The organism is Actinobacillus vicugnae (genome assembly GCF_901687125.1).
GTDB classification, from domain to species: Bacteria; Pseudomonadota; Gammaproteobacteria; order Enterobacterales; family Pasteurellaceae; genus Actinobacillus; species Actinobacillus vicugnae.
This window is the reverse complement of the sequence record NZ_CABFJY010000022.1, coordinates 1-11693: the sequence shown is the minus strand read 5'-3', so window position 1 is coordinate 11693 and position 11693 is coordinate 1. Positions and strand designations below refer to the sequence as shown.

Sequence of the window (11693 nt, the reverse complement as noted above, 5' to 3'; positions counted from 1 at the left end):
AGATTATAAGCGCATTGGCATAATGACATATTCAGCAGTGCTATTATCGCAGTCTTCAATCAAACAGCTAGAACTTGCATCTACCAAATTAAAACGCACACGCTCGCATTTCAGTGTATTTAACACGTCAAGCAAATAACTCACATTAAAACCGACTTCCATTTCAGGGCTTTGGTAAGCAACATCAATCGTTTCTTCCGCTTCTTCTTGCTCTGGGTTATTAGCAGTAATTTTGAGCAAGTTTTCACTTAACGCTAAACGCACACCACGGAATTTTTCATTTGACAAAATCGCTGCACGCATTAATGCACGTTTTAGCACTTCAGTCTCTGCTTCTAAAATACGATCCGCATTACGTGGTAATACACGACGATAATCAGGGAAACGCCCATCAATCAATTTAGACGTAAACACTACGCCGTTCATTGATACACGCAAATTGCTGGTGCCGATTTCTAAACGCACCGTTTCATCGCTTACCGCAACTAAACGAGATAATTCTAACACTGCTTTACGAGGCACAATCACAGAATGCGTAAGCAATTCTTGATTTAACGCCATGGTACAAACCGCTAGACGGTGGCCATCGGTTGCTACAGTGCGTAATAAATTGCCTTCGGTTTCAAACTTCATACCGTTTAAGAAATAACGCGCATCTTGGTTTGCCATTGAAAACTGAGTCGCATCGATTAACCGTGCCAAAGTAGATTGCTCAATTGAGAAATCTACTTCTGGTTTCCAATCCATTAAATTTGGATAATCGCTCGCTGGGAGTGTGGCTAAATTAAATTTACTACGTGCCGCTCTCACTAATGCACGATCTTCTTCGAATTGCACCGAAATGCGACTATCTTCTGGCAAACTACGGCAAATATCGAGGAACTTTTTGGCTGGAATGGTAAATTTTCCAACAAAATCGACCGCTTGTTCTAAAGTTGCTACCGTGGTTAATTCCACTTCTAAATCGGTTCCAGTTAAAGATAGGCGGTCGCCTTTAATTTCAAGCAAAATGTTATTGATCACAGGCAATGTTGGGCGGCTGCTTAATACGCCACAGACCTGTTGTAAAGGCTTGAGTAACTGTTCTCTGGTAATCGTAAATTGCATAAAAATCCCTTATCGCCTATGACGATAACTTTCTAGTTAAATTAGTATAATCTTCTTGAATACCGCTATCGGTATCGCGTAATTCATTAATCGTTTTACAAGCGTGCATCACTGTGGTGTGATCTCGCCCACCAAATTCTCGACCAATTTCAGGCAAACTGTGGTTAGTTAATTCTTTTGCCAATGCCATCGCCATTTGGCGAGGACGAGCTACAGAACGGGTACGACTTTTAGACTTTAAGTCGGACATTTTGATGTTGTAGTACTCGGCAATCGTTTTCTGAATATTTTCAATCGTGATTAAATGGTCGTAAGAAGCAATTAAGTCTTTTAATGCTTCACGCACTGCATCAATGGTAATTTGGCGTTTAGTGAAGTTGCGCCATGCAATTACACGGTTTAATGCGCCTTCTAATTCACGCACATTAGTCCGCAATTTTTGCCCTATAAAAAACGCGACTTCTTCAGGGAGTTCCACACCACGTTCTTCTGCTTTTTTCATCAGAATTGCCACTCGAGTTTCTAACTCAGGTGGTTCAATTGCTGTACTCACCCCCCAACTGAGGCGAGATTTAATCCGCTCTTCAATATTCTCAATATTTTTTGGGAAGTTATCTGAAGCTAGAATAATTTGCTTATTACGCTCAAATAACGAATTGAATGTGTGGAAAAATTCTTCTTGCGAGGCTTCTTTATTGGCAAAAAATTGAATATCGTCAATCATCAACACATCAAGCGAACGATAAAATTTCTTAAAATTTTCAATCGTATTGCCTTTTAAGGCTTTCACCATATCTTGCACAAAGCGTTCTGAGTGAATATAAACCACTCTTGCTTGCGGATTACGCTTTAAAATTTCGTTACCCACTGCGTGCAATAAATGGGTTTTACCCAAACCAGTGCCACCATAAAGTGAAAACGGATTGCAATGGCTTTCACCTGGGTTATCCGCTACCTGTTGCGCCACAGCTTTTGCCAGTTGATTCGATTTACCTTGTACAAAGTTATCAAACGTCAGCAATTCATTTAAACCTGTTCTAAAAATTTTATTGGTTTCTTGCGTTTCTTCTTTAATAGGTGCACTGGTTGCAGAATTCGGTTTATGTTCGGCAGGTTTGATCCCCACTTTAATCGAAACCGATAAGTTATCATTTTTCGCCAAAAAGCGAGCAAGATCGACGATCTCCGCCAAAAATTTATCTTTTACCCAATTTTCAACAAATTGATTTTGAGCATACAGAGTGAGTTCCCCGTTTGCAAAACTTGCCTGTAAAGGGCGTAGCCAAGTGCTGTAATCAGTCGGCGATACTTTCGTTTGTAAGTGATTAAGACAATCAGACCAAAGGGAAGACACGATTTGCTCCAAAGGATATAAAAAAGAGTGAAAAAGATTGGTTATAATACCTGAAAATCCTGTGGAAATCTTGTAAATTTTTGTGAAAAATTTACCGCTTGTAACATTGACAGCCTTTAAAATTTTAGCTAAATAGAACCCGTCTGTAAGTGCGAAATAGTAATATCTCTTCCATTTCGGCGCTCCTGCACAAACGAAGCGTTCTTATAGGCGCTACCCTGCAAACCTCTCAAAATACAAGCGGTTGAAAATTGCAAAAAAATTGCAAATTTCGATCGCTTATCCCGTTTTACTACGAGCATTTTTCTGCGTTTTCCGCTATAATCCCATCATTTTTCACTCAATATAAATCGAACAATGAAAGACTCTATTATCAACAAATTAGAAAGCCTCAGCGAACGTCATGAGGAACTGCAAGCCTTATTAGGCGACCCTTCCGTGATTAACGATCAGGATAAATTCCGAGCTTATTCAAAAGAGTATTCGCAACTTGAAGAAGTGGTTGCGACGTTTAATCGTTGGAAAAAATTAAACCACGATATTGAAGAAGCACAGCTGTTGCTTGACGATCCTGATATGAAAGATATGGCAGCCGAAGAAATTGCTGAAAACAAAGCTGAAATCGAAAACCTTGAACAGCACTTACAAATCTTATTACTGCCAAAAGATCCAAATGATGAATACAACGCATTCTTAGAGATCCGCGCAGGAACAGGCGGTGATGAAGCGGGTATTTTTGCGGGAGATTTATACCGTATGTACAGCCGTTACTGCGAAAGCAAGCGCTGGAGAATTGAAGAAATGTCTGCTAACGAAAGCGAACAAGGCGGATATAAAGAGATTATTGTGAAAATCAGCGGTGAAGGCGTATATGGTCAGCTGAAATTTGAATCGGGTGGTCACCGTGTGCAACGTGTACCAAAAACAGAATCGCAAGGCCGTATCCATACATCTGCTTGTACCGTTGCGGTAATGCCTGAATTACCAGAATCTGAAATGCCAGAAATCAATCCTGCGGATTTACGTATTGATACTTACCGCTCATCGGGCGCGGGTGGTCAGCACGTTAATACCACCGACTCTGCAGTACGTATTACTCACCTTCCGACAGGGATTGTGGTTGAGTGCCAAGACGAGCGTTCACAACACAAAAACAAAGCAAAAGCACTTGCTGTGTTAGCTTCTCGTATCGTACAAGTTGAGCAAGAACGTCAAGCCGCAGAACAAGCTGATACCCGTCGTAACTTACTTGGCTCAGGCGATCGTTCAGATAAGATTCGTACTTACAACTACCCGCAAGGTCGTGTAACGGATCACCGTATCAATCTAACGGTTTACCGTTTAGATGAGGTAATGAATGGTAAAATTGATGAATTAATTCAACCAATCATTACTGAATACCAAGCAGATCAGTTAGCAGCACTTTCTGATAACGCTTAATTATTTTATTGTTTGAGGGAGAATGTTCTCCTTCACTTTTACCCTTACTTTGGAAAGCAAATATGAAAAAAATCGTGTTAGCCACAACGGTTGCGCTATTAAGCGCTTGTACCACTTACACTACCAGCACAGCACCAGCCGCTAGCCGTGAAGCAACCTCAGAAAGCTTTATTGGCGAATGGGAATGTCGTATGGACGGTGGTAGTATTGCGACCAGCAACCGAGTTCAACTCACTGCAGACGGCCAAGCAACTTATTTCGGCAAAATGGTGTTACCAAACGATAACCCAATTTTTGGCTACGACATTAATCGTACAGGTACTTGGAGCTACGCAAACCACACACTTACCTACAAATTTACTCAAGGTAGTGTAATGCGTGCGCATACAGATGAAATTCAACAATCACTAAAAGTGGACAACGCATTAAATAGTTCTGAAAAACAGTATTACAGCGCATTAAACAAGCAAATGACCAAAGCTAGCAATCCTATTAATTTAGCGGTAAGTAATTTCGCACAAAATGCGTTTACGATTCAGCAAAAAGTGGGAAATACCGCACGCACAGGTCACTGCGTACGCCCTGTAAACTAAATTCATCAACGGGGCAGAGCCTATCTGCCCTATGATAATTCAATAAAAGGTTCTAATGACTTATACCGAATGGCTCACTTATGCAGTAACTGCATTGCAAGCGAATCTCGCTCAAGATCCCTATCTTCATCCTAAAACAGATGCCAATATCCTGCTACAAGCGGTCGTAAAACGCTCAAAATCTGCAATTTTTGCCTTTGCCGAAACTGAGCTAAATCAGACCGAAATTTCAGCATTGGAAACGCTACTTAACCGTCGTTTACAAGGCGAACCCATGGCGTATATTTTAGGTGAAAAAGAGTTTTGGTCGCTGCCATTAAAAGTTTCTCCGCATACGTTAATTCCTCGTCCAGATACGGAACGTTTGGTAGAAGTTGCGCTAGAATGTGCTTACAAGCGGTTAAAAAACCAACCTAATTTGCAAATTTTAGATTTAGGCACTGGCACGGGCGCTATTGCGTTAGCACTGGCTTCAGAGCTAGCGGATAAAGCACAAATTATTGGAGTCGATTTCAAAGAGGAAGCGGTAGCGCTTGCCGAAAGCAACCGCCAACATTTAGCTTTTAGCAACGTGAGCTTTTTGCAAAGCGATTGGTATTCTGCACTTGAAAATCGCCAATTTGATCTTATCGTAAGTAATCCGCCCTATATTGATAAGGCTGATGAAAATCTCAAGTATGGCGATGTAAGGTTTGAACCTCTCTCTGCACTTGTTGCCGAACAAGACGGTTTAAGCGATTTGCAAAAAATTATTGAAAACGCACCGCTTTACTTACGGCCAAATGGTGCGTTAATTGTGGAACACGGCTGGCAACAAGCACAGGCCGTTCAGAAAATTTTTCAACAGAATCAATGGGATGAAATCGCCTCATTCCAAGACTACGGCGGTAATGACCGTTTGACCCAAGCAGTAAAAAAGTCAAAATAAACAAGGCAAAAGAATGGACGATATTATTCAACAATTACTCAACGAACTCGAAGATCCGAAAATTACGATTAGCCGTAGCGAGCTGCAAAAATTCTTATACCGAGAAATGGTTCGCCTCACCCTATTGGTGGACGAGAATTTGAGTGAACCACAAGTATTTGGCTTAATGTCGGCATTAGTAAAAAAAGCACGTTATCAGGTTAATGCTTCTTCGGATGCCGAACGCGTTCAGCAATTACTGGATTTAGTTTACCAAGAATGGGGCTTTAACTGCGATTACGAAGGCTATTTCCATACGGATAATTTATTACTCAACCGAGTTATTCGCCGTCGCCAAGGTATGCCTGTTTCAGTAGGGGCGATTGTGTTGTATTTAGCTGCAACGCTTGATTTACCACTCTACCCTGTGAATTTCCCAACCCAATTAATTTTGCGTGCGGAAATAAAAGATGAAAAAGGCAAAACCAGCGTGCGTTTTATCAATCCGTGGGATGGTAGCTTTCTCTCAATGGAACTATTGATAAAATGGCTCGAAGGCGAAGTTGGCTATGGTGTAGAATTGTCGCCCGATTTACTGCGTAAAGCACAGCCAAATGAATTACTTGAACGAGTAGAAACCGTATTTAAAATGGCACTCACACGTGAAAGAAAATATGAAGAAACGCTACGTTTAATTGAATACCGCTTAATCTTTAGCCCAGAAGATCCATACGAAATTCGAGATCGAGGTATGGTTCTGGCAAGTATGGATTGCTACCAAGCAGCCTATGATGACTTAAGCTACTTTATCGACCAATGTCCAGAAGATCCTTCTGCAGTAATGCTAAAGCTTGAAATGCAAAGCTTAGAGAAAAAAAGTAAAGAGAATAGAATCCATTAATTTTCACCCTATAAAATTCCATTGAATGAAGGAAACAGAATATGAATAAAATCGTAAAAGTTGGCACTATTGAAGTGGCAAATGATAAGTCATTTACATTATTTGGTGGCATGAACGTGCTAGAAAGCCGTGATATGGCAATGCGTGTGTGCGAAAAATACGTAGAAGTAACCAATAAACTTGGTGTGCCTTACGTATTCAAAGCATCGTTTGACAAAGCCAATCGTTCATCAATCCACTCATATCGTGGGCCAGGTATGGAAGAAGGTTTAAAAATCTTCCAAGAGTTAAAAACCACTTTCGGGGTAAATATCATCACTGATGTCCACGAAATTTACCAATGTAAACCCGTTGCGGAAGTGGTGGATATTATCCAATTACCCGCTTTCTTAGCACGCCAAACAGACCTTGTGGAAGCCATGGCTCGCACAGGTGCAGTAATCAATGTGAAAAAACCACAATTCTTAAGCCCAGGACAAATGGGCAATATCGTAGAAAAAATTGCAGAATGCGGTAACGAAAACGTAATTCTTTGCGACCGTGGCACCAACTTCGGCTACGACAACCTTGTTGTAGATATGCTTGGTTTCAACATTATGAAAAAAGTCTCAAAAGGCTGCCCTGTGATTTTTGACGTGACTCACTCATTACAATGCCGTGATCCATTTGGTGCAGCTTCAGGCGGTCGCCGTGACCAAGTGACCGAGCTTGCGCGTAGCGGTATGGCAATTGGTTTAGCAGGTTTATTCCTTGAAGCGCACCCAGATCCTAACAGCGCAAAATGTGACGGCCCTTCTGCTTTACCATTATCAAAATTAGAAGCTTTCGTTAGCCAAATGAAAGCAATTGATGATTTAGTGAAATCATTTGAAGAGATCGATACTTCAAATTAATCCCTTCAATTACCACAGAGAACTCTTCTCTGTGGTAAAACTTTAAGGAGCCTGCTATGACTACACTGAATATCGTTTTTTTAGATAAAACTGGTGTGCCTACCCACGAAATCCCTCGCCCTTCTTTTGCACACACTTGGACTGAATACGACAGCACCGATGCTTCACAAACCTTCGAACGTGTTAAAGATGCGGATATTATTATCACCAGCAAAGTACTGCTTACCAGAGAATTACTCAGCCAGCTACCAAAACTAAAATTAATTGCTATTACTGCCACAGGTACAAATAACGTTGATTTAGTAGCTGCGAAAGAATTTGGCATTACGGTAAAAAATGTAACGGGTTATTCCACCACCACTGTACCTGAACACGTGTTGGCAATGATCTTTGCCCTTAAACACAGCTTGATTGGTTATCACCGTGATCAAATCACCTCTGATCGCTGGGCAACTTGTGGGCAATTTTGTTATGTCGATTATCCCGTTACCGATATTCGAGGCTCAACGTTAGCCGTATTTGGTAAAGGTAACACAGGTTCAGAAGTGGCTCGCCTAGCACAAGCGGTTGGAATGAATGTTATTTTTGCAGAGCATCAAGGTGCAACGGAAATCCGTGCTGGCTATACTGCTTTTGAAGACGCCTTCAAACAAGCGGATATTATTTCGCTTCATTGCCCATTAACTGAATCAACCCAAAATTTGATTAACGCAGAAACCTTAGCGCTAATGAAGCCGACAGCTTATCTAATCAATACAGGACGAGGTCCATTGGTTGATGAAGTCGCATTATTAAATGCGCTAGAAAATGGCAAAATCGCAGGAGCAGCATTAGATGTGTTGGTAAAAGAACCACCTGAAAAAGATAACCCATTAATGCAAGCGGCAAAACGTTTACCGAATTTATTGATCACGCCACATGTGGCATGGGCAAGTGATTCTGCGGTAACCACATTAGTGAATAAAGTTACGCAAAATATGGAAGAATTTGTCCGCACTGGCCAATAAGTTTCCATAAAATATAAACAAAACAAGCGGTTAAAAATCAGTGAAAAGTTGCAAAATGTTATGCAAATTTGACCGCTTGTTTTTTACGTCTGTATGATTCAAATAACACACAAATATGAATTTAACCACTCTTTTTATTGCTTTTCGCTACTGGCGATCTAAAAGTGCCGACAGATTCGGACGTTTGGTGACCAACTTAGCAAGCGTTGGCATTGTACTTGGGGTAATGGCGCTTGTTATCGTGCTATCGGTGATGAATGGCTTGGAAAATATGCAAAAACGCAATCTACTTTCGAGTCTTCCGCACGCCATTATTGCGCCACAAACAGCGCATTTCGGAAAAAATCAGCCACTTGAGTTGCCAAATTTTGTAAACAAAAGCGTTGCCATCAATAAAGCAAATGTGATTATCCAAAGCCAACAAGGTATCAATGCTGGGCAACTTCTCGGGGTTGAAAATGAAAGCGATGATCCCATGCTGACAGGCGAAGATGTGAAGGCGCTTCTACCAAAAGGCGAATTTAATGTGCTGATTGGCTCACGTCTTGCAGATAAATTAAACATTGGTGAAGGCGAAAAAATCCGCCTGATGATCACCGAAAATAGCCAGTACACACCAATGGGACGAGTACCCGTTCAACGTTTGTTTAATGTAGTTGGTGTTTATCATGCGAATAATGAAGCAAGCGAATACACGTTATTTGCTAATCTTGCTGACGTTGGGCGTTTATTACGTATCACTGAAGACCAAGTACAAGGTGTGCGTTTATATCTGCAAGATCCATTCCAAGTTACCGAACTTAATCAGTATTTCGATGCAGATCGTTACCAAATCAGTGATTGGAGGGAGCAAAAAGGCGAATTTTTCCAAGCGGTACGTATGGAAAAAAATATGATGAGCTTATTAATTAGCTTGATTATTATTGTTGCGATTTCCAATATCGTGACTTCACTTAGCCTAATGGTTGTAGATAAACAAGGCGAAATTGCCATTCTACAAACACAGGGCTTAACCAAACCACAAGTTACACAGATTTTTATTTTCCAAGGCGCAATTGTTGGCGTTATCGGCTCAATTTTAGGTGGGCTAATTGGTACTGTTATCACACTCAATTTAGATGAAATTGTGGCATTGTTGAACCCTAATATTCACTTGCCAACTCTGATTTCAGCCACGCAAGTACTGATTATTATTGCGACCTCGATTGTACTTTCGCTTATTTGTACGCTTTATCCTGCATATCGAGCAGCAAAAATTGAGCCTGCACAAGCGTTACGCTATGAATAAATTTTAATTGAAGACAAAAATATGACTGAATTACTACGCTGTGAAAATATCAGCAAATTTTATGATGAGGGCAACCAAAAAGTACAAGTCCTCAAAGATGTTTCCTTCTCAATGAATACGGGCGAGTTAGTCGCTATTGTTGGGAGTTCTGGTTCAGGTAAAAGTACCTTATTACACACGCTCGGTGGTTTAGATCAGCCAAGTTCGGGCGAGGTTTGGATCAAACAACAATCACTACAAAAATTAAGTGCGAATAAATTAGCGCAATTGCGTAATCGAAATCTCGGTTTTGTTTACCAATTCCACCACTTAATGGCAGATTTTACTGCGCTTGAAAATGTGATGATGCCAATGTTAATCGGCAATCAAAACAAAAATGAAGCGAAAGATCGCGCCGAAAAAATGCTACAAGCGGTCGGATTATCACATCGAATGACTCATCGCCCGTCAGCCCTTTCAGGGGGAGAGCGCCAACGTGTTGCTATTGCGCGTGCGTTGGTTAATAACCCTGCGCTTGTACTTGCCGATGAACCAACGGGCAATCTAGATCAAAAAACTACCGAGAGCATTTTTGATCTGATCAAACAATTAAACGCTGAACAAAATATTGCGTTTTTATTAGTAACCCACGATTTAAATTTGGCAAATAAATTATCTCGTCGTTTTGTAATGCGTGATGGTGTGTTAAGCGAGGCAGGCTAATGAGTACTCCTTTTTTTATTAGTTGGCGCTATCAGCGAGGCAAACAGAAAAATCGGTTGGTTTCGCTGATTTCACTGTTTTCCAGTATCGGGATTGCACTTGGCGTGGCAGTATTAATTATCGGCTTAAGTGCGATGAACGGTTTTGAGCGAGAGCTAAATCAGCGCGTACTTTCTGTTGTGCCGCACGCCGAACTCTATTCATATAACGGTAATGAAAATATACCAATACAAGCGGGTAAAAAACTGGAAGAACTTGCAAATAGTAACCCAAATGTGAGCGCTTCTTCGCCTTTTGTGAGTTTTACAGGTTTGATTGAAAATGGCACGCAATTAAAAATTGCACAGGTGCGAGGGGTTGATCCTGCTAAGCAAGATCGCGTTAGCTCACTTAGTCATTATATTCCAAGCGAACAATGGCAAGCCTTTCATCAACAAGGAGGTTTGATTCTTGGTGCTGGAATTGCTAAAGCGCTAGAAGTTACCGCTGGCGATGAAGTTACTTTATTGTTACCGCAACCCACTGATGACGGCAAATTAGCGCAGCCTCTACGTTTCAGCTTGCCTGTAACGGGCGTACTAAAACTAGAAGGACAGCTTGACCATAGCTATGCGTTACTGCCGATTGAAAAAGCACAAGAGTTATTAGAATATCAACCAAATGAATATTCGGGGATTGAATTATCGTTAAAATCGCCATTCGATGTGCAACAGCTACGAATGCCTGAACTCGCTAACTTTAATCAACCACTTTATCTAAATACTTGGATTGAGAAATTTGGCTATATGTATAACGACATTCAGCTAGTACGCACAGTGATGTATATTGCGATGGTATTAGTAATTGGCGTAGCGTGCTTTAATATTATTTCTACGCTAATTATGGCGGTAAAAGATAAGCAGGGCGATATTGCGATTATGCGTACACTTGGCGCGAATAACAGTTTTATCAAACGTATTTTCCTTTGGTATGGTTTGCTTTCTGGTATGAAAGGTGCATTAGTCGGTATTGTACTTGGTGTACTACTATCACTTAATTTAACCGCTATTATTCAAGCAATTGAAGGATTTTTTAACATTAAGCTACTTTCCGACGGGGTTTATTTTGTAGATTTCTTACCCAGCGAATTGCATTGGCAAGATGTTGTCTACGTATTAACTGCGACCATTATTTTAAGCTTATTTGCCAGCCTCTATCCTGCTAGCCGTGCAGTAAAATTAGAGCCTGCAAAAGTATTAAGCGGCCACTAATCCTCAATTTATTGCAAATAAAATGCCAATATGTTTTTCGCATATTGGTATTTTTTATTCGGCTTAATTTGCAAAACTTCAGTAAAATTCAACCGCTAGTACGATAAAAAACCTCAATCCTTTCTGATCTGACCCCAAAAAGTTAGACACATTTAATTCAAGGACTGGGTTCTGTATTCAACAGGGCTTAGTCCTTTTAGTTTCACTTGAATACGCTCGTGGTTATAGTAATACATGTACTCGTGAAGGGT

12 protein-coding genes are annotated in these 11693 nt (G+C 40.8%); 9 read left to right on the top strand and 3 right to left on the bottom strand.

Annotated elements, in window-relative coordinates; translation table 11 throughout:
* Positions 1-3 precede the first annotated feature (3 nt).
* Both dnaN and dnaA read right to left on the bottom strand, forming a co-directional pair.
* Positions 4-1107, bottom strand: coding sequence for a DNA polymerase III subunit beta (dnaN, locus tag F8M47_RS06010; protein WP_150539238.1), 1104 nt, complete (start codon positions 1105-1107; stop codon positions 4-6).
* 16 nt (positions 1108-1123) lie between these two features.
* Positions 1124-2473, bottom strand: a complete 1350-nt coding sequence (dnaA, locus tag F8M47_RS06005; RefSeq protein WP_208790034.1) for a chromosomal replication initiator protein DnaA — start codon at positions 2471-2473, stop codon at positions 1124-1126.
* A gap of 345 nt (positions 2474-2818) precedes the next feature.
* Here dnaA and prfA point away from each other — a divergent pair, with 345 nt between their 5' ends.
* The 9 genes from prfA (at position 2819) to lolE (ending at position 11442) form a co-directional block, all read left to right on the top strand.
* Positions 2819-3901, top strand: coding sequence for a peptide chain release factor 1 (gene prfA, locus F8M47_RS06000; RefSeq protein ID WP_150539236.1), 1083 nt, complete (start codon positions 2819-2821; stop codon positions 3899-3901).
* 62 nt (positions 3902-3963) lie between these two features.
* A complete protein-coding gene (locus F8M47_RS05995) occupies positions 3964-4494 on the top strand; it encodes a hypothetical protein (RefSeq protein WP_150539235.1) in 531 nt (176 codons plus the stop codon).
* A 55-nt stretch (positions 4495-4549) separates the two neighbouring features.
* Positions 4550-5422, top strand: a complete 873-nt coding sequence (gene prmC / locus F8M47_RS05990; RefSeq protein ID WP_150539234.1) for a peptide chain release factor N(5)-glutamine methyltransferase — start codon at positions 4550-4552, stop codon at positions 5420-5422.
* A gap of 13 nt (positions 5423-5435) precedes the next feature.
* Positions 5436-6302: a SirB1 family protein gene (locus F8M47_RS05985; protein WP_150539233.1), complete on the top strand. Its 867-nt coding sequence runs from the start codon at positions 5436-5438 to the stop codon at positions 6300-6302.
* Positions 6303-6343: 41 nt separating this feature from the next.
* Complete coding sequence (kdsA, locus tag F8M47_RS05980) at positions 6344-7195, top strand: 3-deoxy-8-phosphooctulonate synthase (RefSeq protein ID WP_150539232.1); 852 nt, start codon at positions 6344-6346, stop codon at positions 7193-7195.
* A 56-nt stretch (positions 7196-7251) separates the two neighbouring features.
* Positions 7252-8202: a 2-hydroxyacid dehydrogenase gene (locus tag F8M47_RS05975; RefSeq protein WP_150539231.1), complete on the top strand. Its 951-nt coding sequence runs from the start codon at positions 7252-7254 to the stop codon at positions 8200-8202.
* A 115-nt stretch (positions 8203-8317) separates the two neighbouring features.
* On the top strand, positions 8318-9490 hold the full coding sequence (locus F8M47_RS05970) for a lipoprotein-releasing ABC transporter permease subunit (protein ID WP_150539230.1): 1173 nt from the start codon (positions 8318-8320) through the stop codon (positions 9488-9490).
* 21 nt (positions 9491-9511) lie between these two features.
* Positions 9512-10192 carry a lipoprotein-releasing ABC transporter ATP-binding protein LolD gene (gene lolD / locus F8M47_RS05965; RefSeq protein WP_150539229.1) on the top strand — a complete coding sequence of 227 codons (681 nt, stop codon included), beginning with the start codon at positions 9512-9514 and terminating at the stop codon, positions 10190-10192.
* Positions 10192-11442 carry a lipoprotein-releasing ABC transporter permease subunit LolE gene (gene lolE, locus F8M47_RS05960; protein WP_150539228.1) on the top strand — a complete coding sequence of 417 codons (1251 nt, stop codon included), beginning with the start codon at positions 10192-10194 and terminating at the stop codon, positions 11440-11442. The genes lolD and lolE overlap by 1 nt, the downstream gene beginning before the upstream one ends.
* Positions 11443-11594: 152 nt before the next feature.
* Here the strand turns inward: lolE and F8M47_RS05955 are convergent.
* On the bottom strand, positions 11595-11693 hold a 99-nt coding region (locus tag F8M47_RS05955), incomplete at its 5' end, for an IS3 family transposase (protein WP_150538323.1).